At 69.9% G+C, this 26,663-nt stretch carries 26 protein-coding genes and 1 pseudogene; 13 read left to right on the forward strand and 14 right to left on the reverse strand.

The window, feature by feature from the left end; translation table 11 throughout:
• Positions 1–89: 89 nt before the first annotated feature.
• From I4Q42_RS24045 to I4Q42_RS24080, 8 genes are all read right to left on the reverse strand, one after another.
• Positions 90–1,442, reverse strand: a complete 1,353-nt coding sequence (locus I4Q42_RS24045; RefSeq protein WP_198578631.1) for an MFS transporter — start codon at positions 1,440–1,442, stop codon at positions 90–92.
• Between the two features lie 49 nt (positions 1,443–1,491).
• Positions 1,492–2,037 (reverse strand): DUF3237 domain-containing protein, encoded by a 546-nt coding sequence (locus I4Q42_RS24050; protein ID WP_198578632.1) that lies wholly within the window; start codon positions 2,035–2,037, stop codon positions 1,492–1,494.
• Positions 2,034–3,524: an AMP-binding protein gene (locus I4Q42_RS24055; RefSeq protein ID WP_198578633.1), complete on the reverse strand. Its 1,491-nt coding sequence runs from the start codon at positions 3,522–3,524 to the stop codon at positions 2,034–2,036. The genes I4Q42_RS24050 and I4Q42_RS24055 overlap by 4 nt, the downstream gene beginning before the upstream one ends.
• 40 nt (positions 3,525–3,564) lie before the next feature.
• Positions 3,565–4,392, reverse strand: a complete 828-nt coding sequence (locus I4Q42_RS24060) for a p-hydroxycinnamoyl CoA hydratase/lyase (RefSeq protein ID WP_198578634.1) — start codon at positions 4,390–4,392, stop codon at positions 3,565–3,567.
• Between the two features lie 36 nt (positions 4,393–4,428).
• Positions 4,429–5,832 carry an aldehyde dehydrogenase gene (locus I4Q42_RS24065; protein ID WP_198578635.1) on the reverse strand — a complete coding sequence of 468 codons (1,404 nt, stop codon included), beginning with the start codon at positions 5,830–5,832 and terminating at the stop codon, positions 4,429–4,431.
• 2 nt (positions 5,833–5,834) lie between these two features.
• On the reverse strand, positions 5,835–6,317 hold the full coding sequence (locus I4Q42_RS24070) for a MarR family winged helix-turn-helix transcriptional regulator (protein ID WP_332873145.1): 483 nt from the start codon (positions 6,315–6,317) through the stop codon (positions 5,835–5,837).
• A 90-nt stretch (positions 6,318–6,407) separates the two neighbouring features.
• Positions 6,408–8,030 carry a tannase/feruloyl esterase family alpha/beta hydrolase gene (locus I4Q42_RS24075; protein ID WP_198578636.1) on the reverse strand — a complete coding sequence of 541 codons (1,623 nt, stop codon included), beginning with the start codon at positions 8,028–8,030 and terminating at the stop codon, positions 6,408–6,410.
• Positions 8,031–8,097: 67 nt separating this feature from the next.
• A complete protein-coding gene (locus tag I4Q42_RS24080) occupies positions 8,098–10,335 on the reverse strand; it encodes a TonB-dependent receptor (RefSeq protein WP_198578637.1) in 2,238 nt (745 codons plus the stop codon).
• Between the two features lie 329 nt (positions 10,336–10,664).
• Between I4Q42_RS24080 and I4Q42_RS24085 the strand changes: the two genes are divergently transcribed.
• Positions 10,665–11,822 carry an alpha/beta hydrolase gene (locus I4Q42_RS24085; RefSeq protein ID WP_198578638.1) on the forward strand — a complete coding sequence of 386 codons (1,158 nt, stop codon included), beginning with the start codon at positions 10,665–10,667 and terminating at the stop codon, positions 11,820–11,822.
• Between the two features lie 23 nt (positions 11,823–11,845).
• Here the strand turns inward: I4Q42_RS24085 and I4Q42_RS24090 are convergent, their stop codons facing one another.
• From I4Q42_RS24090 to I4Q42_RS24105, 4 genes are all read right to left on the reverse strand, one after another.
• Positions 11,846–12,859, reverse strand: coding sequence for an alpha/beta hydrolase (locus I4Q42_RS24090; protein WP_332873146.1), 1,014 nt, complete (start codon positions 12,857–12,859; stop codon positions 11,846–11,848).
• Positions 12,860–12,899: 40 nt separating this feature from the next.
• Positions 12,900–13,226, reverse strand: coding sequence for a hypothetical protein (locus I4Q42_RS24095; RefSeq protein WP_198578640.1), 327 nt, complete (start codon positions 13,224–13,226; stop codon positions 12,900–12,902).
• Between the two features lie 366 nt (positions 13,227–13,592).
• Positions 13,593–14,951 (reverse strand): GntR family transcriptional regulator, encoded by a 1,359-nt coding sequence (locus I4Q42_RS24100; RefSeq protein ID WP_198578641.1) that lies wholly within the window; start codon positions 14,949–14,951, stop codon positions 13,593–13,595.
• A 150-nt stretch (positions 14,952–15,101) separates the two neighbouring features.
• Positions 15,102–15,995: a LysR family transcriptional regulator gene (locus I4Q42_RS24105; protein WP_198578642.1), complete on the reverse strand. Its 894-nt coding sequence runs from the start codon at positions 15,993–15,995 to the stop codon at positions 15,102–15,104.
• A 125-nt stretch (positions 15,996–16,120) separates the two neighbouring features.
• Between I4Q42_RS24105 and I4Q42_RS24110 the strand changes: the two genes are divergently transcribed.
• The 5 genes from I4Q42_RS24110 to I4Q42_RS24130 are packed head-to-tail and all read left to right on the forward strand — an operon-like array spanning position 16,121 to position 20,161.
• On the forward strand, positions 16,121–16,468 hold the full coding sequence (locus I4Q42_RS24110; RefSeq protein ID WP_198578643.1) for a flavodoxin: 348 nt from the start codon (positions 16,121–16,123) through the stop codon (positions 16,466–16,468).
• Entirely contained in the window at positions 16,446–16,730 is a 285-nt protein-coding gene (locus I4Q42_RS24115) for a flavodoxin (RefSeq protein ID WP_332873147.1), read from the forward strand. The genes I4Q42_RS24110 and I4Q42_RS24115 overlap by 23 nt, the downstream gene beginning before the upstream one ends.
• 22 nt (positions 16,731–16,752) lie before the next feature.
• On the forward strand, positions 16,753–17,751 hold the full coding sequence (locus I4Q42_RS24120) for an aldo/keto reductase (RefSeq protein WP_198578644.1): 999 nt from the start codon (positions 16,753–16,755) through the stop codon (positions 17,749–17,751).
• 24 nt (positions 17,752–17,775) lie between these two features.
• Positions 17,776–18,927: an aldo/keto reductase gene (locus tag I4Q42_RS24125; protein WP_232793408.1), complete on the forward strand. Its 1,152-nt coding sequence runs from the start codon at positions 17,776–17,778 to the stop codon at positions 18,925–18,927.
• Positions 18,928–18,970: 43 nt separating this feature from the next.
• Positions 18,971–20,161, forward strand: a complete 1,191-nt coding sequence (locus tag I4Q42_RS24130) for a (R)-mandelonitrile lyase (protein WP_198578645.1) — start codon at positions 18,971–18,973, stop codon at positions 20,159–20,161.
• Between the two features lie 57 nt (positions 20,162–20,218).
• Here the strand turns inward: I4Q42_RS24130 and I4Q42_RS24135 are convergent, their stop codons facing one another.
• Positions 20,219–21,154 (reverse strand): LysR family transcriptional regulator, encoded by a 936-nt coding sequence (locus I4Q42_RS24135; RefSeq protein WP_198578646.1) that lies wholly within the window; start codon positions 21,152–21,154, stop codon positions 20,219–20,221.
• Positions 21,155–21,252: 98 nt separating this feature from the next.
• On the opposite strand from I4Q42_RS24135, the gene I4Q42_RS24140 reads away from it, so the two are divergent.
• The 4 genes from I4Q42_RS24140 to I4Q42_RS24155 all read left to right on the forward strand — a co-directional run bounded on the left by I4Q42_RS24140 (position 21,253) and on the right by I4Q42_RS24155 (position 24,076).
• Positions 21,253–22,257 carry an NADP-dependent oxidoreductase gene (locus I4Q42_RS24140; RefSeq protein ID WP_232793409.1) on the forward strand — a complete coding sequence of 335 codons (1,005 nt, stop codon included), beginning with the start codon at positions 21,253–21,255 and terminating at the stop codon, positions 22,255–22,257.
• A gap of 55 nt (positions 22,258–22,312) precedes the next feature.
• Positions 22,313–22,711 (forward strand): RidA family protein, encoded by a 399-nt coding sequence (locus I4Q42_RS24145; RefSeq protein ID WP_198578648.1) that lies wholly within the window; start codon positions 22,313–22,315, stop codon positions 22,709–22,711.
• Between the two features lie 73 nt (positions 22,712–22,784).
• Positions 22,785–23,270: an ester cyclase gene (locus I4Q42_RS24150; RefSeq protein ID WP_198578649.1), complete on the forward strand. Its 486-nt coding sequence runs from the start codon at positions 22,785–22,787 to the stop codon at positions 23,268–23,270.
• An 11-nt stretch (positions 23,271–23,281) separates the two neighbouring features.
• Entirely contained in the window at positions 23,282–24,076 is a 795-nt protein-coding gene (locus I4Q42_RS24155; RefSeq protein ID WP_198578650.1) for an alpha/beta fold hydrolase, read from the forward strand.
• A gap of 6 nt (positions 24,077–24,082) precedes the next feature.
• On the opposite strand, the gene I4Q42_RS24160 is transcribed toward I4Q42_RS24155, so the two are convergent.
• Positions 24,083–25,003, reverse strand: coding sequence for an AraC family transcriptional regulator (locus I4Q42_RS24160; RefSeq protein ID WP_198578651.1), 921 nt, complete (start codon positions 25,001–25,003; stop codon positions 24,083–24,085).
• 91 nt (positions 25,004–25,094) lie between these two features.
• Here I4Q42_RS24160 and I4Q42_RS24165 point away from each other — a divergent pair, with 91 nt between their 5' ends.
• The 3 genes and pseudogenes from I4Q42_RS24165 to I4Q42_RS24175 form a co-directional block, all read left to right on the forward strand.
• Positions 25,095–25,838 (forward strand): SDR family oxidoreductase, encoded by a 744-nt coding sequence (locus tag I4Q42_RS24165; protein ID WP_198578652.1) that lies wholly within the window; start codon positions 25,095–25,097, stop codon positions 25,836–25,838.
• Positions 25,839–26,044: 206 nt separating this feature from the next.
• On the forward strand, positions 26,045–26,200 hold the full coding sequence (locus I4Q42_RS24170; RefSeq protein WP_198578653.1) for a hypothetical protein: 156 nt from the start codon (positions 26,045–26,047) through the stop codon (positions 26,198–26,200).
• Between the two features lie 33 nt (positions 26,201–26,233).
• Positions 26,234–26,663 (forward strand): annotated as a pseudogene (locus I4Q42_RS24175) (hypothetical protein); the annotation flags it as partial.

Consider the following 26,663-nt stretch of genomic DNA (forward strand, 5'->3'; position numbering starts at 1 on the left):
CAATCCAAGATAGCAGACGCGCCAGCTTCACTGAAGCCATCAAAGATCACCGTTCGCCCAGATTGCGCGACACGGCGGCGGCCAAGCGTCTAGTGCCGTGGCGGTTCCAGGAGCGTCAGCAGCACGATCCCCACCAAGGCCGTCAGGGCCAGCGGGGTCATGGCGGCGACGACCGAGCCGGCGCTGTCGCCCGCCTGCAGCAGCTGTCCGCCCACGAGGGGCCCGACGACGGCGCCCAGACGTCCCCAGGCCACGGCCGCGCCCGATCCCCTGCCCCGCGCCTGCGCCGGATAATAGGAGGCCGCCGCGCCGTAGAGGGCGTAGTTGGCGCCCAGCACGAAGAAGCCGACCGCGCCGCTGAGGGCCAGCACCGCCGCCAGACCGTCGGCTCGCGCCAGCAGCATCAGGCTGAGCGTCAGGCCGACATAGCCGGCGATCATCGGCCAGCGCAGGCCGAAGCGGTCGACCAGCCGTCCCAGGATCAGGGCGCCGACGACGCTGGCGAGGTTGAAACAGGCCGAGGCCAGGCTGGCCTGGGGCGCGAAGCCCTTGGCGATGACCAGGGTCGGCAGCCAGTTGAGCACCAGATAGAGGATCAGCAGGGTCGGAAAGAACACGGCCCACAGCAGCAGCGACGGCAAGGCCCGCCGCTCGCCGAACAACGCCGCGCGGTTCACGACCATGTAGGCGATGATCACCGTCGGCAGGGTCGCCAGCCACGGCGCCAGACCGCGCAGCGATCCCAGCCCCGGAAGGCCGCCGAGCCATGTCAGGGCCAGGTGGGACAGGCCGTAAAGCGGGATCAGGCCCAGCCACGTCCAGGCCGCGCCCTTGGCGGGCGACGGCGCGGGCCGCGCGGTCTCCTTCATCAGCACCAGGATCAGCGGGGCCAGCAGCAGCGGCGCCAGGCCGCCGATCAGGAACAGGTGACGCCAGTCGAGATGCGGGTTCAGCCAGCTCACCAGGGCCACCAGCCCACCGCCCAGCGGCATGCCGCAGAACATCATCGTGCCGGTCGAGCCGCGCTTGCCGGCCGGCGCCACCTCGGCGGCCAGGGCCATGATGTTGGGCAGGGCCGCGCCGAAACCGAGGCCCGCGCCCAGCCGCGCGGCGAACAGCATCGAGAAGTCGTGGGCGAACATGGTCAACAGGGTGAAACCGCCAAAGCCGAGCACCGCGCCGATCAGCACCGCCTTGCGCCCCAGGCGGTCGGCCAGCCAGCCGCCGAGCACCGCCCCCAGCACCAGGCCGATATTGCTGGCGGCCAGGGCCTCGCCCAGCACGGCCTTGGCCAAACCCAGCTCCGGCCCCAGCTTCGGCGCCGCCACGCCCATGGCCTGGATGTCGAAGCCCTCGAGCACGGCGACGAGGAAGCACAGCAGGACGGTGATCGCCCCGCCCTGCATGGCCGGCCGGCGCGCGGCCTGCGATCCCGTGGTCATCGTTTCCTCCCGGCCCTTAGTGGTCGCCTGGTCTTTTCGCGGCGTTTGGTCAGGCGACCTTGAAGACGCCCAGCTCGACCCGGCGCGGCCGCCTCGCGCCGGCGCTGACGAAGACGCTTTCGGTCAGCCACAGATAAGGCCCCGGCCCGACCTCGAAGACCGGCGTGGCGCGGAAATAGTAGAGCGACGGATCGACGTCCTCGCCGGCGGTCAGGCGGCGAACTACCTCGGCGTCGGCGCGGCGCACGCCAGTGTTGATGATGCCGATCGTCGCCCCGTCGCTCATACGCACGGTGTAGCGGGCCTGCAGCAGGGTGACGCCGTCGGGCCGGATGGTCTGCCAGTCGGCGCCGCCCGGCAGCACCTCGCCCGACAGGCCCGGACCGGTCAGGCTGCCGCCGGTGATCGGGATCACCCGTCGCCGTCCGCCGCCGACCTCGCCCAGTTCCTGGGCCGGCCCGACCTCGACGGCCAGGTCGAAGACGTGCGCGAGGGCCGGCGGTGGGTTGACCACAGCAGCCTGCGCCGCACTCGCCAGGCCGGCCGCGGCGACGCCGAGACCCAGCCCGCGCCGGCTGATGGGCGGCGTCTTCATGCGGGGGTCCTTTCGAGGATCAGGGCCTTGAGAACGGCCTTCTGGATCTTGCCCGACCCGGTGCGCGGCAGGCTGTCGACGATGGTCGTGGCCTTGGGCAGCTTGTAGCGGGCCAGGCGGTGTTCCAGGTGGGCGACGACGGCGGCGTGGCTGACGACCGCGCCCGGCCTTGGCACGAGAATCAGGTGTCCGACCTCGCCCCAACGGGGGTCGGGCAGGCCCAGCACCGCGCATTCGGCGATGCCGGGATGGTCGGCCAGGGCCGCCTCGATCTCGGCCGGATAGACGTTCTCGCCGCCCGAGATGAACATGTCCTTCTTGCGATCGACCAGCCAGTGGAAGCCCTCGGCGTCGGCGCGGGCGATGTCGCCGGTGCGGAACCAGCCGTCGGCGGTGAAGGCCCCGGCCGTGTCGTCCGGACGCCGCCAATAGCCGGAAAAGACGTTGTCGCCCTTGAGCAGCAGCTCGCCGGGCTGGCCGTCGGGGCAGTCGCGGCCGGCGGCGTCGACGATGCGGCTGCGCACGCCCGGCAGGGCCACGCCCACCGAGCCGGCGCGGGCGTCGATCTGGGCCGGGTCGACCGGCATGCCGAACACCGTGCCGGTCTCGCTCATGCCGAAGCCGTCGACCACCGGCACGCCGATCGCCAGCCAGGCGCGGATGTCGGCGGCCGCGTGCGGCGCGCCGCCGGTGAAGATCGCCGTCAGGCCAGCCAGACGCTCGGGCGCGAGGTCCGGATGGTGACGCAGGGCCTGGGCCATCTGCGGCACGCAGAAATAGTGGCTGACTGCCAAGTCCGGATCGGACAGCCGCGCCAGGGTGCGGGCCGGCTCGAACCCGTCCGAGACCAGGATCGCCCCGCCGTGCAGCAAGGGCGGCCGCACCGTGGTGACCAGGCCCAGGACATGGAACATCGGCGCGTCGATCAGGAAGGCGCTCTGATGCGTCACCCGTCCCAGCCGGCCGAAATTGATCGCCGTGTGGTCGAGATTGCGCTCGGACAAAACGACGCCCTTGGGACGGCCGGAGGTGCCCGAGGTGTAGAGGATCAGCGACGGCCGGCCGCGATCGAACGGCGCGGCCGCCAGCGGCTCGGCGGCGGCGATCTCGGCGGCCAGGTGGTCGAGCGAGAGGCCCTCCAGCTCGACGCGGTCCAGCTCCTGGTCGCCGACCACCAGCCGGGGATCGGCGTCCTCGACCAGGGCCAGGATCTCGGCCGGGCTGAGCCGCCAGTTCAGCGGCGCGTAGACCGCGCCGATCCGGGCGCAGGCCAGGTGCAGGATAACCAGATCGACGCGGTTGCGGGCCAGGCTGACGATCCGGTCGCCGAGCGCCACGCCGCGCTCGACCAGCACGCGGGCGCAGGCGGCGACGTCGGCGTCGAGCTCGGCGTAGGTCCAGCGCCGCCCGCTGGCCAGGTCGACGGCCGCGAGGCGGGTGGGCTGGAGCCTGGCCTGCAGGCCGACATGGTCGATGGGGCCGCTCATGGAACCCTTCCCTTTTCGCCGTTTCCTCCCCTGCCCCGTCTCAGCTCTGCTTGGCCAGATCGTAGGCGCCCAGTCCGGGCTTGTAGCTCTTGTCGTCGATGAACTGCTTGATGCCCTCCTTGCGACCGTCGTTGTCGAAGGAATTGGCCGCCTCCTGGGCCCTGACCAGATAGTCCTCGGCGTTGTCGTAGGTCATTTCCTTGACCCTGCGGACGGCGTCCTTGGTCGCCTTCAGCGCCACGGGGTTCTTCTTGAGCAAGACCTCGGCGAGCTCGCGAACCCGCGCCTCCAACTGGGCCAGCGGCACGCTCTCGTTGACCAGACGCCATTGGGCCGCCTTCTGGCCATCGATCAGCTCGCCGGTCAGGGCGTGGTACATGGCGTCGCGCATCGGGATCAGGTCGACGACCACCTTGGTGGCCCCGCCGCCGGGCAGGATGCCCCAGTTGATCTCCGACAGGGCGAACTGGGCCTCGTCGGCGGCGATCGCCAGGTCGCAGGAATAGAGCGGGCCGTAGCCGCCGCCGAAGCACCAGCCGTTGACCATGGCGATGGTCGGCTTGTTGTACCAACGCAGGCGCCGCCACCAGCCGTAGGACTCGCGCTGCGCCTGGCGCACCGCACCCAGACCCTTGGCCTCGGTCTCGCGGAAATATTCCTTCAGGTCCATGCCCGCCGACCAGGCCGAGCCCTCGCCGGTCAGCACCACCACCCCGACGTCGTCGCGGTATTCCAGCTCGTCCAGCACCTCCATCATCCGACGGTTCAAGGTCGGGCTCATGCAGTTGCGCTTTTCGGGACGGTTGAACTTCACCCAGGCGATGCGGTTCTCGACCGTGAAGGTGGCGGTGTCGTTGACCTTGGTCATGACGGATCCTTGAGAAGCGGAAGGTGACGCGGCGCGTCAGATCGGGAAATGGCCGGGCTGGGTCTCGATGGTGATCCAGCGCAGGTCGGTGAAGGCCTCGATCCCGGCCTTGCCGCCGAACCGGCCGTAGCCGCTGGCCTTGACCCCGCCGAACGGCATCTGGGCCTCGTCGTGCACGGTCGGGCCGTTGACGTGGCAGATGCCGGACTTGACCTGGCGGGCGACGCGCAGGCCGCGGGCGGTGTCGCGGGTGAAGACCGCCGCCGACAGGCCGTATTCGGTGTCGTTGGCCAGGGCGATGGCGTGGGCTTCGTCGCGGGCGCGGGTGATTCCGACCACCGGTCCGAAGCTCTCCTCGCGGAACAGCTTCATCTGCGGGGAGACCTTGTCGATCACTGTGGCCGGCATCAGCACGCCGTCAGCAGCGCCGCCGTTGACCTGCACCGCGCCGGCGCCGACCGCGTCGGCGACCAGGTCTTCGACATGGGCGACGGTCTTCAGGTCTACGACCGCGCCGAGCGGCGTCTTGCCGGCGCGCGGGTCGCCGGCCGTCAGGGTGGCGACCTTGGCCTGGAACTTGTCGACGAAGGCGTCGGCCACCGTCTCGATGACGATGATCCGCTCGGTCGACATGCAGATCTGGCCCTGGTTCATGAAGGCCCCGAAGGCGGCGGCCTTGACCGCCTCGTCCAGGTCGGCGTCGTCCAGCACGATCAGCGGGGCCTTGCCGCCCAGCTCCAGCAGGGCCGGCTTCAGGTGCTCGGCGCAGCGCCTGGCGATGATCTTGCCGACGGCGGTCGAGCCCGTGAAGTTGATGCGGCGCACGGCCGGATGGTCGATCAGGGCGCCGACGATCTCGCCGGCGTCTGCCGGCGCGTTGGTCACCACATTGACGACGCCCGGCGGCAGACCGGCCTCGGCGAAGGCCTCGATGATCAGGCTGTGGGTGCACGGGCAGGTCTCCGAGGCCTTCAGCACCACGGTGTTGCCGCAGGCCAGGGGCGTGGCGATGGCCCGCACGCCCAGGATGATCGGCGCGTTCCAGGGGGCCACGCCCAACACCACGCCGGCCGGCTCGCGCACGGCCATGGAGATGCAGCCGGGCTTGTCGGACGGGATCACCTCGCCGGCGACCTGGGTGGTGAGCGCGGCGGCCTCGCGGACGATGCCGACGGCCAGCATCAGGTTGAACCGCGCCCAGCCCTCGGTGGCGCCGATCTCGCCCATCATCGCCTCGACGAAGGCGCCGGCCTTGGCCTCCAGGGCGTCGGCGGCCTTGGACAGCAGGGCGCGGCGGGCGTTGGGGCCCAGGGCGCTCCAGCCGGCGAAGGCGGCCTGGGCGGCGTCGGCGGCGGCTTGGGCCTGCACCACGGTCATGGCTTCTGAGGTGCTGGCGACCGCGCCGGTCACCGGGTCGCGGCGTTCGAACGTCGTGCTCATGGTCATCCTTCCTTGGAAGCGGCGATCGCGGCGTCGCCCTGATCGGCAGCGTCGTCATTGAGGCGCAGCTTGGCCAGCAGGCGGCCCAGCTGTGCGCGCTCGGCGGGGTCGAGCGGCGCGAAGGCGGCGATGTCGTGCTCGCGGGTCACGGCCTCGACCTGGTGGCGGAGGGCGGCGCCGGCGGGCGTCAGGTGCAGGGCGTTGGTCCGGCGGTCGCGGCCGGGGCGGCGCTCGAGGACGCCCAGCGCCTCCAGTTCATCGACCGCCTTCATGGTGCTGGCCCGATTGACCCCGAGCGCGCGGCCCAGGGTGATCTGGTCGCAGCCCTCGTGCAGGGCGATGTAGACGACGGCGGTGGCCCGGGCCGGCGTCACGCCCAGCGGGGCCAGGCGCTCGGCCAGGGCCGCCATGGCGCGGACGTCGGCATAGTGGAGCTGAAGGCCCAGGCGTTCGCCCAGGGCGCCGAACGCCTCGATCTCTTCCACGCTTCGCTCCCTGGCGCGTTCGTTGTTGAGCAATTCGTATGCCTGACAGACAGTATCGTCAACACTGAATTGACCCGCCGCCAGCGCCCGTCACTCGGCCTTTGGCGCCTTGCACTGGAAGCTGCCGGCGTCCTGCACCGGACCCTTGCCGTCGTAGCGGGCGGCGGCCGGCCAGGCGCAGATCGGACGGGTCACGCCCGGAAACGCCTGACCCTTGGCCACGAAGAGATCGGGAGCCGGCTTGCCATCGGTCCAGGCCACCAGGGACGACAGCGGATCGAAGTCGTCCAGGCCCGCACCGCCGCCGCAGTGCTCCATTCCCGGTACCACGAACAGCCGCGCGAAGTCGGCGGCGGGCCGGCCAGTGGCGCCCTGCATGTCCGACGACATCTTGCCGTACCAGGCCTCCAGCTGCGGGGCCGAGAAGATCGGGTCCGAACCGCCGGTGACCAGGATCAGCTTGCCGCCGCGGGCCTCGAAGGTGCGGAAGTCGGTGGCGTCGGCATCGGTATAGGCCGCGGTGGCCGCCACGGCCTTCAAGAGCGGCGCGACGTCGTCGGTGGCGACCGGTCGCTTGAGTGTCGGGAAGGCGAAATAGTCGCTGAGGGAATTGGTCACCAGGTCGCGCAGCAGGGTGAAGGCGCCGCCGTTCGGGGTGGGCATGCCGGTCTGCCAGATCCGCCAGCCCTGGCTGAACTGGCTGGCGTCGTAGGGCCAGCTGCCGACCACCGCCTTGCCGTCGCGATCGCGGGGACCACGGAAGGCCTTCTCGACCGCCTCGGCCTTGTCGGGCGCCAGGCAGCCTTCGCTTTCCTTACCCTTGCAGGTGATCTTGCGGATGTCGAAACGGCAGGCGCCGAAGATCATGCCGTCCTTGGCGCCGTCGAGGTCGTCGCACTGGGCCAGGATCGCCTTTTGCAGGAGCGCGCCGTCGGCCGGGGTCAGCAGGCGCGAGGCGTCGGTCTGGCGATGGGCGGCCGCGGCGGCGAAGATATTGGCCGAATAGGTCGAGAGGATCGCCGCGCGGCTGAGCTCGAAGGCCGGGTTGGCGGCGATGACGCCGTCGAACTCGGTCGGATAGCGCTGGGCGGCGATCAGGGCCTCGCGGCCGCCGTTCGAGCAGCCCATGAAATAGCTCTTGGCCGGCGCGCGGCCGGTCAGCTCGCCGATCAGCAGCTTGGACCCGGCCGTGACCTTGCCGATCGCGGCATAGCCGTAGTCGAGCTTGGCCTGCTGGTCCTTGGCGAAGCGGGAGTCGGCGGGATTGGCGGCCTGGTGGCCGCTGTCGGTGGAGACCACGGCGAAGCCGCGCGCCAGGGCAGGCGGCTCGCGGCTGCCGGACGGCGTCGGCTCGCCGAGCGCGGTCATCACCACCCCGTTCATGCCGCCGCCGCCCTGGTAGAGGAAGCGCCCATTCCAGTCGGCCGGCACCCGCAGCTCGATCTTGATGGCGTAGGGCTGGCCGTCGGCCCCGGTGCGCCGGGCGATGTCGGCGGTGACCAGGCAGTGCGCCGGCAGCGGCGGCCGGACGGCGGGCGCGCCGCCGTTGGGCGACATCAACACCGGCGCCGGAGCCGGGCCGGCCACGACTTCGCTGGCGCCGGTGACCACGAGGTCGCCGAACGCCCTGCCCTGCAGCGCCGCGCAGGCCTGGCCGAAGGCGGCGGGAGCCGGCGCGGCGACGGCGCTGGCGAGAAGAGCGGCGACAAACATGCTTGAACCTCGATAGGGCGATCAAAAAACGAGGCGGAGCCAAAGCCCCGCCTCAGTCGGGGACACTTCAGAAGCGGGCGTCAAGGCTCAGGCCGACCAGCCGGAACGACTGGGGCGTCAGGATCTGGCCGTAGGAGCCGATCGAGCCGTCGGGGAAGTTGGCGTAGCGAACCGTGGGCTCATGGCTATCAGTCAGGTTCCGCACGAAGATCGCGGCGGTCCAGCCCTTGTCCGGATCGCGCACGCCGATGCGGCCGCCGACGGTCCAATGGGCGTCGAAGGTGACGGTCTCGTCGGTCGAGGCCGCGTAGCGCACGGCCGACTTGTAGACGGTGTCGGCGGCGACGAAGCCTTCGATCGTTCCGGCCACGGCATGACGGTATTCGCCCGACAGGGTGAACTTCCACTTGGGCGCATTGGCCATCTGCTCGCCGCCCAGGTCGCTGCCGTCCTGCGCCGTAAAGCCCTTGGGATAGGTCACCGGGTTGTAGATCACGCCGGTGTTGAGCGAGAGGCCGTGAACGGGCTGGCCGAACAGGTTCACCTCGACGCCCTTGGAGATCACCTTGCCGATGTTCTGCGGCGCGCAGGTCAGGCCGCCGCTCTGGTTGGGTGTGCAGAGCTGACCCTGGTAGTCCTTGAGGTTCATGTAGAAGGCGCTGACGTCGGCCAGCAGCCGGCCGTCCAGCAAGGCGCCCTTCAGCCCGGCCTCGTAGTTGGTCGGGATCTCCGGACGGATCAGGGCGGGCTGGTTGGTCGGGATGGTCGGATCGCCCACCGCCACCTGCGGGCCCTTGTAGCCGCGCGACACGGTCGCATAGGCCATGGTGTCCTTGTCGAACTGGTACTGCGGCCCGAGCTTCCAGGACCAGTTGTCGATCGTCGTCTTGCGGCCGCCGCTCGTGCCGGAGTCGAGCGAGGCGTAGCCGACCTTCATCGTCTCGTGGGTGTAGCGCGCCCCGGCGATCAGCCGCAGCTTCTCGCCGACATGGTAGGTCGCCTGGCCGAAGGCGGCGGCCGAGCGATCCTTGATGTCGAGGTCGTAGCCGAGCAGGTTGCTGATCGGGATGGTCAGGCCCGGAAAGGGCGTGACGTTGATCGCCAGCGCGGCCGGGTCGGTGTGGTTGGTCTGGCTCGAATAGAACAGCCCGGCCGTATATTCGAACACCGCGCTGGACGGCGAGGCGATCCGGACTTCCTGGGTGAACAGCTCGCCGTCGCCGGTGGACGGCCCCTGCCGCACCTTCAGCGGATTGACGTCCAGACGGAAGATGTCGAGGAAGGTGGGACCGGCGTCGAGCTTCCGCAGGGCGGTGATCGAGGTCACGCTCGCCGCGCCGAGGTCGTAGTCCAGCTGCACTGAGCCGCCGTAGGACTTGTTCCTGTTGATCAGCTTGCTGGTCGAGCAGTAGTCGCGATTGGCCTGGCTGGCGACGATCCCGCACTGGGCCAGTTCCGCGGTCAGGGCGGTGTTGGCCTTGTAGAGCACGAAGAAGTCCGTGCCGTCGTCGTCGGTCTTGCTGTAGTCCCCGATCAGGTTGACGGTCAGCTTGTCGCTGGGCTCCCACAGCAGGCGGCCGCGCAGGGCGTAGGCGGCGTGATCGTCGAGGTCGCCGGTCAGGGTGTTGCGGTTGACGCCCTGGCGCTGGTTGACGCTGGCCGACACTCGCAGGGCCGCGGTCTCGGCCAGCGGAATGTTGAGCAGGCCCTGCACCACCTGCTGGCCGTATTTCGAGCCCGCCGTTCCGTCCTTGGACAGCTCGGTGCGCACCCGGCCGCTGAACTGGCCGAACTGCGGGGCGTTGGTGGCGATGTTGATCACCCCGGCCGAGGTCGTCAGGCCAAACAGCGTGCCCTGCGGCCCTTTCAGCACCTCGACGCGGGCGATGTCGAACAGGTCGGAGATGTTGACGTTGCCCTGGCTGACCTGGTCGACGACGATGCCGACCGAGCCGACCGCCCCAGCCTGGAACGACTGGGTGCCGATGCCGCGGATCTGGCCGCCGCCCCCGACGCTCTGGCCGGGCGCCTGCTGCACCTCCAGCGAGGGCGCGATCCGCGCCAGGTCCGAGACCTGGTTGACCTGCTGGCGCTCCAGCTGGGCCGAGCCGGCGACGGTGATTGACAGCGGTACTTCCTGCAGACGCTCTTCGCGCTTCTGGGCGGTGACCACGATCTCGGTCACCACGGCGTCCTGGTCGGCGGTCGTAGTCGCCTGGGCCTGAGTCTGAGCTTGGGCCTGAGCGGCTAGCGCCAGGACGCTGGTGGTGACCATGACAGCGGCCAGTCGATTTTTATCAAGCATAGCTTTCCCCCTTCTTCGGCCAGCCGTTCGGCGGAGCCTCGGCTGACGGCTGCGTTTCCATCCCGGCGCGGGTGGTCCCACGCGCTCTTATTTTTATACTGTATGCCGATGATACCATCAGGCATTCATTGAATCGAATAACACTACATATTCAAATAATTGATGCCAAATTTGGACGTGATCATTCAAATTCAGAATCGACAAATGACTATCATCGATTCTAATTATTGAATGAGATTCGGTTTTACTGATTTTATTTAATCGATGCGGGCGACCTCCGTCGCTTAGACGTCATGAAACGGGAGGCGCGCGCAGGCGCGACAGGCAAGATGAACCAGACGCTCGCGCGGACTCTGGCCGCGACCTTGGTCGCCACGACCCTGCTGACCGGCGCCGCCCAGGCCCAGCCGCCGACGGCGCGGCCGCCCGGCATGCCGGCCCCGACGCCCAACGACAGGCTGGTCTCCCCCGAGGTCGCCGCCGACCGGCGCGTGACCTTCCGCCTCTACGCGCCGGACGCCCGTACCGTCGCCGTCACCGGTGAGTTCCTGGCCTGGGGCGGGCCGTCGCTGGCCCTGGCCAAGGGCGCCGACGGGGTCTGGACGGGAACCAGCGACGCGCTTCCGGCCGGCGCCTATCGCTACGCCTTCCTGATGGACGGGGTGCAGGTGGTCGATCCGCGCAATCCGGCCACCTCCGCCTCGCTGACCCAGGCCAAGAGCCTGCTGGTGGTCTCGGACGATGATTTCGCCGCCGATCGGCCAAGCGTGCCGCACGGCGCGATCGCCCGCGTGCGCTACGCCTCGCCCGCCCTGGGCGTCGAGCGCCAGATGCAGGTCTACACCCCGCCCGGCTACGGCCGAGACGGCAAGACCTATCCGGTGCTCTACCTGCTGCACGGCGGCGGCGACGCCGATGATTCCTGGCCGACGGTCGGCCGGGCCGGCTTCATCCTCGACAACCTCATCGCCGAGAAGAAGGCTCCGCCGATGATCGTGGTCATGCCGGCCGGCGCCGTGAAGCCGACCGGCCAGCCGATGACCTGGGACGCCGGCCAGGACCCGTTCACGGCCGACCTGCTGGGCGCGGTCATGCCCTATGTCGAGGCCAACTACCGGGTGTCCAAGGCGCCGGGCCAGACGGCGCTGGCCGGCCTGTCGATGGGCGGCATCCAGACCCTCAACATCGGCCTGACCCATACCGAGCGGTTCCGCTGGATCGGGGTATTCAGCTCCGGCTGGTTCCCCGGCGACCTGAAGGCGTTCGAGGATCATCACGGCGCCGACCTTGGCGCGAAGGCCGCCAGGCTGAAGCTGTTCTACTATTCCAACGGCGAGACCGACATCGCCCTGCCCCAGGCCAAGAAGGCGTTCGAGATGTTCGATCGTCACGGGGTGCGGGTGGAGACCTACGAATTCCCGGGCGGCCACGAATGGTCGGTGTGGCGGGCCAGCCTGCACGACTTCGCGCAGAAGCTGTTCCGCTAGGATCGAGGTCCCGGCCGTGCGGCTCAAGCGAAGGCCCGCCGCAGGGCCGAGATCTTGGCGGCCGCGAACTGCTGGGCCACGGCGGTGGCTGAAGCGATGCCGTCGAAGCCGTGGAAGGCGCCGGGCACGACCAGAAGCTCGGTCGCCACCCCGGCGTCGATCAGGCGCTTGGCGTAGTCCACGTCCTCGTCCACGAAGAGATCGATCGAGCCGACGCCGATGAAGGTCGGCGGCAGGCCGGCCAGGCTGGCGGTTCGGGCCGGCACGGCCTTGGCCGGAACCTTGGCGCCGCCGGGCGCCTGGCCGAGGAAGGACCGCCAGCCGAAGGCGTTGGCCTTGGCGTCCCAGCCGATCTTGCCGATTGGCCCAGACGGCAGATGCGTGCTGCCGGTGCGGTCATCGAGCATGGGATAGATCAGCATCTGGAAGGCCAGCGGGATCTCGCCCCGATCACGGGCGGCGATGGCCAGCAGGGCCGCGTGTCCGCCGCCCGCGCTCTCGCCCATGACCGCGATCTTCGCCGGATCAATCCCGACCTCCGCGGCATGGTCGCGCAGCCAGCGCAGGCCGGCGTAGTTGTCCTCGACCGAGGCGGCATAGGTCGCCTCCGGCGCCAGCCGGTACTCGACCGTGACGATCCCGTAGTCGAGCGTCGCGGCTAGGTCCTGCAGTTGGCGGACGCTGGACTCGGCGCTGCCGCCGACGAAGCCGCCGCCGTGCATATGCACGATCCCCGGCCGCGCGGCGCCCGGCTTGGCGTTGATGACGAAGATCGTCACCTCGGGCGCCCCTTCGGGACCCTTGATCGCCAGCCTCCACACCGGCGGCGTGGCGGCGGCCGGCGCGCCGAAGCCCGACACGAACTTACGCCAGGGGATCAGGGTCTCCTGGGCCGGCGGCGGGAACCTGGCGCTCATGGCCTGGATCTGGCGCGCGGCCGGCCGCAGTTCCGGATGGACCAAGGCCAGCGGGTCTTCCGACCCGCCGGCGCCCGCCGCGACGGTCTTGCCCGCCACGGCGGCCATGGCGGCGCTCACGCCCAGCAACCCCAGCCGCCGCCTGCTCAGACCCGGCATGTCAGTGACCGCGCTTGGCCTGCATGGCGGCCAGGTCCTTGTCTATCTTGGCCAGCTTCTCGGGCGTCAGGGTCGGCTCGAACTGGGCGATGTCGCGCAGCTTCATGCCATAGCCCATGGTCAGCTGCGGATTGGTCACCACCTCAGGGATATTGGCGGTCAGCACGGCCTTGGCGTCGGAATCCTTGATCAGGTCGCCGACTAGGCTGTCGACGCTGAGCTTTGCCGCCGGCGCGGCGGCGGGCGCCGGGGCCTGGGCCAGGCTCACGCCGGCGCCGCCCAAGGCGAGCGTCAGGCCGAGCAGAAAGGCGGTCACGGACTTGGACATTGGGTGTCTCCGATTTTTGAGATGTCGAGGGGCTCGGACCGTCACGAAGGCGAGGCCGAAGAGGTCCTGCGGCGGCGCGCCCCCACGCGCCGCCGCAGCGGTTGCGTCGGCCCGATCAGCCAGGGCCGGATCGACCGACGCGAGATCGCCTTCAGCCCCCCTAGGCGCCGGACGGCTCATCGCCGCTCGCGGCGCCTGCACAAGGCGATCCATACGCTGACTTCCCCCCGGACGCCGTGGCGCGGCGCTGCGTTGGCGGCGGGGACGAAGCCCGCCGCTTGGGGACGATCTAAGTTGGGGACGGCGCGCTTAAATAGCGCCCACAATTGCCCCGCGTCCAGCGGCGCCAGGGTCGAAGCCTGGGCTTTACGCGCGCATCAGGCGCCTGGGGCCGGGAATGAAGATCGCCCGCGCCCGTTCGTGGCCCGCGCTCGCCAGCACCGCGTCGCGCTCGGCGACGCCCCGGACGATCGCCCAGCCGGCCTCGCGGATTTTCCCCGCCAGGGCAGGATCTGACGCCGGCGCCGAAGCCTGGGCGCGGACTGTGAAGCCCGCGAAGCAGACGGCCAGCAGATGCAGGGGGCCGTTGTCGGCGATCTCGTAGAGCCGCCGCTGCAAGGCGAACCAGGCCTGCGCCCTGACCGGTTCGGGAGCGGCCTCGACCAGCCCCCAGAGCCGGCCCAGGTCGTCCATCTGCGCGTTCGAGCGGGTCCGCGCGGCCTGCTCGGTGGCCCAGGCGTTGAGGTGAAAGCAGACCTCGGCCTCGGGCATGGCGGCGTGGGCGGCCAGATAGCCGTGCACGGTGGTGATGATCGACGCCGGATCGGGCTGACGCAGGCGCACGCCGCCGCCACGTCCCTTGACGCTTTTCGCCACGCCCGCGTCCTCGAGCAGGCGAACCGCCTCGACCATCACGCCCGGACTGACGCCGTAGCGCTCCGACAGGGTCCAGACCGTGCCAAGGGGCTCGCCGTCGCGGCAGGCGTCCGGCCGGATCTCCGCGCCGATGCGCGCGGCGACCCTGGCGGCGAGGTTCTGGCCGACGGTCGCGCCAGGAAAGCTTGGCGCGCTTTCCGAAACGACGGCTAGGCCCGAACCCCGACGAATCCTGACGCTCTCGCGCGCCAGATCGAAGGCGCGGTCGGCGTCGCCGGCTCGCATAGCCGCATCGAGCGCGCGGCTCAGGTCCTTCGGCGCGCTAGACAGGCCGCCGCCGAACCGTTCCAGGCAGGCCAGGGCCAGGCCGAGGAACGGCGGCGCCGCTGCGGCCTGGCCTCGATCCGACGCCTGCGCCGCGGCTGCCAGGGCCAGGGGCTCGATCAGCGCCCGCGCCTCCCAGACCTCGGCGTCGCGAACGCCGGTCCACAGCAGGTGGTTGGCCATGGCCGCGGCGATGGCGGCCTGGTCGGGCGCCAGGACGATCAGCCCGCCGGAAGGACCGCGCCTGAGCCGGCAGGCGCCTCGCGCCTCCAGGATCCGCAAAGCCTGGCGAAGCACCCTGACGGAGACGTCGAAATTGTCCGCCAGCGCCGTTTCGGGACCGCAGACCCGACCGACCGGCCAGCCGGCCCGGTCCAGGGCGTCCTCGATGGCCATGGCCACCCGCGGCGCCAGACGCGCGTCCTCGGCGCCGGTCAGGGCGCCGTACTGGGCCAGTATTTCAGGCGTGGCGCGGAACGAGGCAGGCGCGAGGTCGAACGCCAGGATCGGCACGCCCGTCGCCATATGTCGCCCCTCCCCGGAACCCCCGCGCCTTCAGGCGTCGTTGCAGGCTACTAGGTCGCTGCGGCGCGCAGCTTGTCAATCGCGGCGCCATGCCCACGATTGGAGGAGGCAAAGCCCCCTCCCTTCAGGCCCGCCTACTAACGCGCCAGACTACCGGTCCTTGAACCGCAGGGCGTCCAGAAGCATCGAGAAGGCGGGCAAGGCGTGGCGGCGGCTGGGATAGTAGAGGTGGTAGCCCGAAAACGGCGGGCACCAGTCCTCCAGCACCCTGACCAGTTGGCCCGAGGCCAGGCAGGGCGCGGCGACGTCCTCGGGCATGTAGGCCAGGCCCAGGCCCTGTAGCGCCGAGTCCAGGCGCTGCCGGATCGTGTTGAAGATCAGCTGGCCGTCGACCCGCACCTTGACCTCGCGGCCGTCCTTCTCAAATTCCCAGGGAAACAGGCCGCCATAGGTGGGCAGGCGCATGTTGATGCAGTTGTGCTCGGTGAGGTCCTGCGGCGTCAGGGGAACGAGCCGGCTCTCGAAATAGGCCCGGGACGCGACGACGGCCATGCGCATGTCGGGGCCGATGCGCAGGGCGATCATGTCCTTGGCCACCTGTTCGCCCAGGCGCACCCCGGCGTCGAAGCCCTCGGAAACGATGTCGACCAGGCCGTAGTCGACGACGATCTCGACGCGGATGTCGGGATAGTCCGGCAGCAGCCTGGCCAGGCCCGGCTGCAGGACCGAGCGCGCCGCGTGCTCGCCCGCGGTGATGCGGATCGTGCCGGCCGGCCGCTCGCGCATCTCGGCCAGCGCGACGAGGGCCTGCTCGATCTCCTCGAAACGCGGCGCGACCGTCTGGAGGAGGCGCTCGCCGGCCTCGGTCGGGGCGACGCTGCGGGTGGTGCGCGTCAGCAGGCGGACGCCCAGCCGCTGTTCGAGACCCTTGATCGTCTGGCTGAGCGCCGAGGCCGAGACGCCCAGCTTGGCGCCGGCGCGCGTGAAGCTGCGCTCCCTGGCCACGGCGGCGAAGGCGGCCAGCTCATCGAACCCCTGAGCCATTTGTTAGCCCCACTAAAAGCGACATCGCGATTATGGGACCTAATCGCCAGAACGGGCCAGGCCTATCTTGCCGGTCATGCGAAGGCGCTGGGGGCTCCGCGTTCGCCAATGGCCAGGAGCACCCTATGTCCGTCCTCCCCGTGGAGATGTCGCGCCGAACCGCCCTCGCGGCCCCCGCCGCCATGGTGCTGGCCGCGGGCGCCAGCGCCTGTGCGGCCGAGGATCGGAACACGGCGGCAAGCGGCTCGCGCCTCCTCGTCGCCTATTTCACGCGCTCGGGAAACACGCGGGTCATCGCCGGCCAGCTGCATCGGGACTTGAAGGCCGACCTTAAGGCCGACCTTTTCGAAATCCAGCCGGCAAGGCCCTATCCCGAAGACTACGAACAGACCCGTCGAGCAGGCGCGCCAGGAGCGCGACGCCGGCGTCCGTCCGCCGCTGAAGGCGACCGTGCCCAACTTCGCCGCCTATGACACCGTCTTCCTCTGCTTCCCCGTCTGGGGCGAGACGGCGCCGCCGATCATCCGCAGCTTCCTGGCCGCCCACGACCTGACGGGCAAGACCATCCGGCCGGTGGTCACCCACGGCGGCTACGGCTTGGGCGACAGCCTGGCCGTCCTTCAGCGCCACGCCCCGAACGCGAACCTGGAACCAGCCTTCTCGATGGAAGCCGACCAGAAGCGACGCACCATGACCCAGGTCCGCGACTGGCTCGGCCAGATCGCCCGCGCCTGATCCCAATCCCAGGAGAACCAACATGCAAAAGCGCAAACTCGGCCAGGCCGGCCTCGAAGTCTCCGCCCTCGGCTACGGCTGCATGGGCCTGAGCGCCGCCTATGGACCCGCGACGCCGCGCGGCGAGGCGATCGCCGTGATCCAGGCCGCGTTCGACCGCGGCGTGACCCTGTTCGACACCGCCGAGGCCTATGGCCCCTTCGCCAACGAAGCGCTGCTGGGCGTGGCCGTGGCGCCGTTCCGCGACGAGGTGGTGATCGCCACCAAGTTCGGCTTCGACATCGATCTGGAAACCGGGGCGCGAACCGGCGGCCTCAACAGCCGGCCCGACCACATCAAGACGGTCGTGGAGGGCCAGCTGCAACGCCTGCGCACCGACCACATCGACCTGCTCTATCAGCACCGGGTCGATCCGGCCGTGCCGATGGAGGACGTCGCCGGGGCGGTGAAGGACCTGATCGCGGCCGGCAAGGTGGGGCACTTCGGCCTCTCCGAGCCCAGCGTGGAGTCGCTTCGGCACGCCCACGCCGTCCAGCCCGTCACCGCCCTGCAGAACGAATATTCGCTGTGGACGCGCGACGTGGAGCACAATGGGATCCTGGCGGCGTGCGAGGAACTGGGCATCGGCTTCGTGCCGTTCAGCCCGCTGGGCGCGGGCTTCCTGACCGGCAAGATCGACGAGTCCACCCAGCTCGACCCGACCGACTTCCGGTCGATCTCGCCGCGCTTCGCCGCCGACGCCCGGGCCGCCAACATGGCGCTGGTCGATCTGCTGAAGGCCATCGCCGAACAGAAACAGGCGACCCCGGCCCAGATCGCCCTGGCCTGGCTGCTGGCCCAGAAGCCCTGGATCGCGCCGATCCCCGGCACGACCAAGATCCATCGGCTGGAAGAAAACCTGGGCGCGGCCAGCATCGAACTGACGGCCTCGGACCTGACCCAGATTGCGGGGGCCGCCGCGAAGATTTCCATCCAGGGCGCGCGCCTTCCCGAAGCCGTCCTGGCCCAGACCGGCCGCTGATCCACCCCAAGGCAGGAGACCCTCATGGACGACAAGACCTCCAGGACCGCCGGCCTCGGACGCCGCGATCTGCTGGCGCTCGGCCTGGCGCTGCCGGCCGCCGCGGCCGCGAGCTCCACCGCCGAGGCCCGGGCCCAGATCCCGAACAATACGCCCGCCGCCAGCGGCGAACGGCGCAGGCTCGGCAAGCTGGAGGTCTCGAGCCTCGGCATGGGCGTGCAGAACATGCACCGCGCCTACTCGACCACGGTCCCCTACCGGCCCGAGATGCTGACCATCCTGCGGGCCGCCCACGACCGGGGCGTCAGCTTCTTCGACACCGCCGAGGCCTATGGTCCGTTCGAGAACGAGAAGATCCTGGGCGAGGCGATCCAGCCGTTCCGCGACAAGGTGGTCGTCGCCAGCAAGTTTGGCTGGAACATCGATCCCGAGACCGGCCGGCGCAGCCCGGGCCTCAACAGCCGGCCCGAGCACATCAGGGTGGCGGTCGAGGGCAGCCTCAAGCGCCTGCGCACCGACCGTATCGACCTGCTTTACCAGCACCGCGTCGATCCGGCCGTGCCGATCGAGGATGTCGCCGGGGCGATCCAGGAGCTGATGAAGGCGGGCAAGGTCCTGCATTGGGGCCTCAGCGAAATGGGCCCGCAGACCCTGCGCCGCGCCCATGCCGCCCTGCCCCTCACCGCCGTCCAAAACGAGTACTCACTGCTCTGGCGCGGGCCGGAAAAATGGGTGCTGCCGACCTGCGAGGAACTGGGGATCGGCTTCGTCTGCTGGAGCCCGTTGGGCGTGGGCTTCCTCAACGGGGCCATCGACGCGGCCACCCGCTTCGCCGACGGCGACATCCGCAAGGTCGAAGGCCGGTTCGCCCCGGAGAACCTGGCCCACAACCTGGCCCTGGTCGATCTGCTGAAGACCTGGGCGCAGCGCAAGTCGGCGACGCCCGGCCAGATCGCCCTGGCCTGGCTGCTGGCCCAGAAGCCCTGGATCGTGCCGATCCCGGGTACGACCCAGATGGCGCACATGGTCGACAACGCCGGCGCGGCCGCCGTGCGCTTCACGCCGGCCGAGCTCGGCGGACTGACCGCCGCCGCCTCGGCGATCCAGATCCAGGGCCTGCGGCTGCCCGAGGGCGTGCTGGCCTTCTCCGAAGTCGAAGCCCCCGCCCGGACCTGATGTCCCAGCCCTTCAAACCTGTTCCTTCAAGATGGAGTTTCCCATGAAGCCCGTTGTCGCGGCCATGGCCGCCTTGACCCTGGCGACGCCCGTCGAGGCCCAGGACCGCAAATCCGTCGCGCCCAAGGCCATGCAGGCGGTCGCCCCAGGGCTGGCCGGCTACACAGACGAGGTCCTGTTCGGCGACGTCTGGGTGAGCCCGGCGCTCAGCCCGTGCGATCGCAGCTTGGTGACGGTGTCGGTGCTGATCGCCACCGGCAAGACCGCCCAGCTGACAGGTCACCTGGGCCGCGCGCTCGACAACGGCGTCACGCCCGTCGAGATCGCAGGCGTCGTCACTCACCTGGCCTTCTACGCCGGCTGGCCCAACGCGGTCTCGTCGCTGGAGGTGATCGAGAAGGTGTTCACTGACCGGAGTGTCGACATGACGGCCCTGCAAGCGCCGGTGGCGGCGAGCCTCCCCATCCCCGCCTCGGACGCCGCTCGGGCCCAGGCGGTGACGGCCGGCATCGGGCCCGCGGCGCCCAAGCTGGCGGCGCTGACCAACGATGTGCTGTTCGCCGACCTGTGGCGACGGCCCGACCTCGCCCCGCGCGACCGCAGCCTGGCGACCATCGCCGCGCTGGCCGCCAATGGCGACGAGGCGGGCCTGGCCTTCCATGTCGGCCTTGGCCTCCAGAACGGCCTGACGCGCGCCGAGGTCGGCGAGGCGCTGACGCACCTGGCCTTCTACGCCGGCTGGCCCAAGGCGACCGCCGCGGTCGCCGTGGCCGACAAGGCGTTCAAGGGCCTGGACGCCGCCCAAGCGGCTTCGGCCGCCGAGGGCGTCAGGATCGTCCCGCCCGGTTCGCAACCGGTTCAAGGGCCGGCCGCGACCTTCACCGGCGCGGTCACCGTGACCTCGCCGTTCAAGGGCAGCGGCGACGCGCGCCTTGGCGGCGCCACCGTCACCTTCCAGCCGGGCGCCCGCTCCAACTGGCACAGCCATCCGCTGGGCCAGCTCCTGATCGTCACGGCGGGTGAAGGCCTGATCCAGGCGCAAGGCGAGCCGGTTCGTCGGATCAAGCCCGGCGACGTCGTCTGGACGCCGCCCCGCGTCAAGCATTGGCACGGCGCCACGCCCGCCAGCGCCATGACCCATGTCGCCGTGGCCGAAGCCCTGGACGGCGCGAGCGTCAGCTGGCTGGGGCCGGTGACCGACGCCGAGTATCGCACCGCCCCCACAGAGCGCTGAGGCCCGCCCGATCCGCAAGGCGCGAGCCGCCCGCAGCCTGGCATGTGGACGTTGACTTCAGGCCTCGGCGCTCGCGCCCGTTCGGTGATCAAGCGTCTCCCGCAGCCAGTCAATGAACGCCCGCACCGCCGGATTGGTCTGGCGGCTGGTCGGCCAGAGCGCCGTGATGCTGCTGCGCTCCACGGCGTAGTCGGACAGCACGGGTACGAGCTCGCCCCGCGCCACATAGGGATCGGCGAGGAAGGACGCGGTGACGCCGACGCCGCCACCGGCGACGATCATGGCGACCACCGCGTCGCTGACGTCGGCGACGAGCTTCGCCGCGGGCACGATCTCCAGGGTCCGGTCGCCGCCGGCCCGGAACGGCCAGCGGAACGGCTGGCCGGTGCTCTGGTAGCGCAGGTTGACGGTCTCGTGATCCATCAGTTGGTCGGGATGGATCGGGACGCCCCGCTCGGCCAGATAGGCGGGCGAGGCGTAGGCGCAGAGCCGGCACGGGGCGAAGCTCTGCGACATCAGCCGCGTGTCCCCCGCCTCGCCGATGCGGATCGCCACGTCGACGCCCTCATCGATGATGTCGACGATGTGGTCGCTAATGCGCAGGTCGATCGTGACCTTGGGATGACGCCGACGAAAATCGGGCAGCGCCGGGGCGATGATGTGCACGCCGATCGGCAGCGACGTCGCGATCCTAAGCGGGCCCGAGGCCTCCGCCCGCACGCTCGACGCCACCTGCTCGATCGCCTCGGCCTCCTGCAGGAGCCTGAGCGTGCGTTCGTGGATGACGCGCCCTTCCGGCGTCAGGGCCAGGGCCCGCGTCGTACGCGTGAACAGCGAGACGTCGAGGGCGCGCTCGAGACGTTGCACGCTCTTGCTGATCGCCGACGGCGACACCGACAGCGAGCGCGCCGCGGCGGTGAAGCTGCCCAGCGAGCCGGCGCGCGCGAAGGCGATCAGGCCGGTCAGGTGCTCGAAGACGATTTGTTCCTTCATGGAACAATAGAAGCGATCTCAGGCAGGATTATCAACCCCACTACCGGAACGCCGCGCCGGTTCGAGCCTTCTCCAATGTGAGATTGAGGAGCAGCGCGATGAAGGCCGTTCGCTTGCACGCCTTCGGCGGCCCGGAGGTGCTGCGCTACGAAGACGCCCCGCGCCCGCGGCCCGGTCCTGGCGAGGTGATCGTCCGGGTCCACGCCGTCGGCGTCAACCCGCCCGACTGGAACCTGCGCGAGGGCTATCGATCGCTGCCGCCCGAATGGCGCCCGAACCCGTCGTTCCCGCTCATTCTCGGTTCGGACATATCGGGCGTGGTGGACGAAGTCGGCGAGGACGTTACGGGCTTTGGCGTCGGCGACGCGGTCTACGCCTTGGTGCGCTTTCCGCGCGATGTCATGGAAGGCGGCAAGGCCTACGCCCAGTATGTCAGCGTGCCCGTCGGCGACCTGGCGCCGAAACCAGCCGGCATCGATCACGTGCATGCCGCCGGGGCGCCGATGTCGCTGCTTACCGCCTGGCAGTTCCTGATCGATCTTGGCCATGACGAGCCCAACCCGTTCCAGCCCTTCCGGCACGAGCCGGCGCCGCTGGAGGGCAAGACGGTCGTCGTCAACGGCGCCGGGGGCGGCGTCGGGCATCTGGCCGTGCAATTAGCCAGGTGGCAGGGCGCGCGGGTCGTCGCCGTGGCGTCGGGCAGGAACGAGGCGCTGATGCGCGCCTTCGGCGTCGATCGGTTCGTCGACTACACCCAGGAAGCGGTCGAGGACGTCGTGCGCGACGCCGATGTCGTTCTCGACGCGGTCGGCGGCGAGCAGGCTAGCCGCTTCCTGCCGATCCTGAAGCCGGGCGGCGCGCTGTTCCTGGTCTATCCCATCGGGTTCTCCGCCCACGCCGCCGCCGAGGCGCGCGACGTGACGGTGTCGTCGACCCAGGTCCGGTCGAACGGCGCGCAGCTGGCGCAGGCCGGCCGGCTGCTCGATGACGGAACGATCCGCGTCGTCGTGGACAGCGTCTTCCCGCTCGCCCAGGCCGCAAAAGCCCATGAGCGGGCCGCGGCCGGCGGCCTCCAGGGAAAGATCGTCCTGACGGCGGCGTGACAGCGCCAGCACGGCCATCCGGCCCCCAACGATCAGCCTTCGAGGACACCACGACATGCCCAAGCGAGACCCGATCTTCCCGCCCGGCCGCCACGCGCTCTACGAGGCGCACGGCTATTCGCCCGCCATCCGTTCCGGCGACCTGCTGTTCGTGGCGGGGCAGGTCGGGTCCCGCCCGGACGGCTCGCCCGAGCCGGTGTTCGAAGACCAGGTCAGGCTGGCCTTCGCCAATCTGCACGCGGTGCTGGCGGCGGCCGGATGCAGCTTCGACGACGTCATCGACGTCACCTCCTTCCACACCGATCCGGAGGCGCAGATCGCCACTGTCCTGGCGGTGAAGGCCGAGGAAATCGGGCCGCCGCCCTACCCCACCTGGACCGCCGTCGGCGTGACCTGGCTCGCCGGCTTCGACTTCGAGATCAAGGTGATCGCGCGGCTGCCGATCCTCGACTGATCGCCCCGCGCGCCCCGCACCGACAATCCCTCCCGGCGACACATCGATGATCGAGACATCAGGAAACTCGCGGATGGACATCTACATCAGCCCCGACGATCTTCAGTACAGCGAGCGGGCCCGTGGCCTGATCCGCATCGGCAGGGACGCCGTCGCCCGATCCGACGACGCGGCGCTCGATCGCTATTTCTCGCCCGACTACGTCCTGCATGGTCCGGGCGGCGACGTCGACCTGGCCGGGCTGAAGGCGTTCTTCGCCGTGATGCGATCGGCGTTCTCGGATTTCGCCTGCGAGCGGGTCGAGCTGGTGGAGCAAGGCGACGTCATCGCCGCCCGCACCGTCATGACGGGCCTATTCACCGGACCGCTGCCCGGCACGGCGGTCGGTACGATCCACCCGACCGGACAGCCCATGCGCCGCGAGCTACTGAACCTGTTCCGATACGACGCCGACGGCCGCCTGGCCGAGGAGTGGGTCCAGTACGACGACCTCTCCTTCCTGAAGCAGCTCGGCGTCGAGATGGCGGTGCCGTCGGACCTTCAATCAACCCAAGCCTAGAGGAGACATTCATGGTGAAAAGCATCTTCGGCGCCATGGCGCTCGGGGCCATGGCCACGGCGTCCCTGGCCCCGGTCGCCACCGCGCAGACCCCTGCCGGCAAGCCGACCATCGTCCTGGTGCACGGCGCGTTCGCCGACTCGTCCAGCTGGAACGGCGTCGTTCGCCTTCTCGAACGCGACGGCTACACCGTGGTCGCTGCGGCCAATCCGCTGCGCTCGGTCAGCGGCGATGCGCGATCCGTCGGCGACGTCGTGGCGAGCATTTCCGGGCCCGTGGTGCTGGTCGGCCACTCCTATGGCGGGTCGGTGATCAGCGCCGCGGCCGAGGGCAAACCCAACGTCAAGGCGCTGGTCTATGTCGCGGCCTTCGCGCCGGACGTCGGCGAGACCGCCGGCGGCCTGAGCGGGAAATTCCCTGGCTCGACGCTCAAGCCGGCGCTGGCGCCGCCCGTGCCGCTGTCGGGAGGCGGCAACGACCTCTACATCCAGCAGTCGCGGTTCCACGACCAGTTCGCGGCGGATGTTCCAGAAGCGCAGGCCAAGTTGATGGCCGCCGGCCAGCGCCCCATCGCCGACAAGGCCTTGGGCGAGGCGGCGACCGAGGCGGCCTGGAAGCACCTGCCGACCTGGTTCATCTATGGCGACCAGGACAAGAACATCCCGCCGCAGGCCCTGGCCTTCATGGCCGAGCGGGCGCACTCGCGCCAGACCGTCGTGGTCAAGGGCGGATCCCACGTCGTGATGGTGTCGCATCCGGAGGCCGTGGCGGCGCTGATCGAAAAGGCCGTCGGCGGCAAGCCGTAGCCACACTTATCCGCTTGCTCGGTCGGGATGCCGTCGCTCACGCGCGTAGACGATCGGCGGCGTCCCGACCGAACGGGTGAAGGCGACGCTGAACGTGCTGGCCGACCCATAGCCCACCCGCGCGGCGACTTGGGCCACGCCCACCTTCTCGCGGCGCAGCAGGTCCTTGGCCAGGGCCATGCGCCAGCCCAGCAGGTACGCCATCGGCGCGACGCCCACCTCACGCCGGAACCGCTCGAAGAAGGTCGAGCGGGACAGGGCCGCTTCCCGCGCCAGTTCGACCACCGTCCAGGCGTGGGCGGGGCGCTCGTGCATGCGCCGCAGCGCGATGGCGAGGTGTGGATCGGCGAGCCCTCTCAGGAGTCCGGGCGGCGCCACGGCGCAGGCGGTGGACCGCAGCGCCTCGATCAGTAGGACCTCCAGCAGGCGGGCCAGGACCACGTCCCTTCCGGGCCGATCGGCGCGCGTCTCGCCGTTCAGCAACTCGACCAAGGTGGTCAGCCGCGCCTCGCCGCGCACGTGGACCACCTGCGGCAGCAGCGACACCAGAAGGCCGGCCTCGTCGGCGACGAAGGCGCAGTGGCCCACCAACAGCCGCGCGCTGGGCGGAGCGTCGGGATCGCCGAGCCGGAATACGCCCGGAGCGATCTCGGTCCGCTCCGTCTCCGAGTTTTCCAGCGGAGGTTCCAGACTGGAGGTCGAGAAATCGAAGGCCGCGGGCACGAGGGCGAAATCCCCCTGCTCGAGCGTGAGGGGCGGCCGCCCGACGACCGACAGGCGGCAGGCGCCGTCCAGCACCGCGCAATAGAACGGCCGTCCGCTGTCGTCCGAGCGATGCACCGACCACGTCCCGGAGGCGACGACCAGCTTCGAGAACAGAGCGCTCGGCTGCAGCAGGCCGACGACCTGCGCGAGGGGATCGGTCATTTCCGGACTTACGCCAACGAGATCTGGACTTTGGATCGTAGCAGGTCCGAACGCCCTCTCCTACCTGTCAGGCACTTCACAAGGAGCCATCATGAACACCATTCTCATCACCGGATGCTCGTCGGGCTTTGGCCTGGAGACCGCGCGCCATTTCCTCGATCGGGACTGGACGGTCATCTCCACCATGCGTAACCCCAATCCGGACCTCCTACCGCCGTCCGATCGGCTGAGGATCCTTGCCCTCGACGTCACGGACGCCGCCAGCATCGCCCAGGTCGTCGAGGCCGCCGGCCCGATCGACGTGCTGGTCAACAACGCCGGCGTGGGCCTGCTCAACGCGGCGGAGGGCACGTCCATGGATCAGGCCCGCGAGGTCTTCGAGACAAACACGCTGGGGACCATCGCCATGACCAAGGCCTTCCTGCCGCAGTTCCGCGAGCGACGCGCCGGGGTAGTGGTGAACGTCACCTCGACGGTCACCCTGCGGCCGTTGCACCTGCTGTCGGTCTACACAGCCAGCAAGGCGGCGGTGAACGCCTTCACAGAGTCCCTGGCGCTGGAACTGGAGCCGTTCGGCGTCCGCGCGCGGCTCGTCCTGCCGGGACGGGCGCCCGAAACCGCCTTCGGCGCCAACGCCCGCACCCGGATGGGCGCGGCCCTTCCCGAGCCCTATGCCGAAATCGCGGCCAAGGTGTTCGCGGGATTCGCGGACGGCGGAGACGTGACGCGGGCGACGGACGTCGCCGAAGCGGTCTGGCGCGCGGCGACCGACCCCGCCTCCCCCATGCGCCTGCCGGCCGGGGCGGACGCGGTGGCGTGGGCCAGCGCAGGCTGAGCGTTCGCAAGGTGGAGCCCTGCCGGTCGCCGTCCGCGCGGCGATGACGCCGACCGTGACCGGCAGGGCGACTGTAAAGCGAAGATCCCGGCGTCAACCTCGACGCCTGGGCTCCATGACAGCCTTGTCAGCTTAGCGTCAGCGTGGCGACCGCTGGCGTTGGTAGGCCTGACCCCAGTCCTCCCTCCGCAACGACGGAACCTGCCATGATATCCCTCGTGCGGATCGCGCTCTCACGCCCCTACACCTTCGTCGTGGCCGCCATCATGGTGCTCATCGTCGGGGTGCTGGCCGTGGTGCGCACCCCGACCGACATCTTCCCGACCATCAAGGTGCCGGTCGTGGCGGTGGCCTGGACCTAAAACGGCCTGTCGGCCTCGGAGATGTCGGGCCGGGTGCTGACGCCCTACCGGAGGGCCCTGACCACGACGGTCAACGACATCGAGCACATCGAGGCCAATTCGCTGCCGGGCATCGGCGTGGTGAAGATCTATTTCCAGCCCGGCGCCGACGTGCGCCTGGCCAACGCCCAGATCACCGCCGTCTCCCAGACCCTGCTGCGCCAGATGCCCAGCGGCACGACGCCGCCGCTGGTGCTCAACTACAACGCCTCGACCGTGCCGATCGTCCAGCTGGCCCTGGCCGGCCAGGGGCTGAGCGAGCAGAACCTGTTCGACTACGGCGTCAATTTCATCCGCCGTGGGAGATCTACAGCGACGGGCGCCTGTGTGCTTCGGATAATCCTTACAAGACCGCTCGCCCGGCAGACTGACGGGAGCGCCCCCAAATTGCTGCACGCAAAGTTGCATCCCTGCTGGCTACCGG

This window comes from Caulobacter hibisci (genome assembly GCF_016135805.1).
Classification (GTDB): Bacteria; Pseudomonadota; Alphaproteobacteria; order Caulobacterales; family Caulobacteraceae; genus Caulobacter; species Caulobacter hibisci.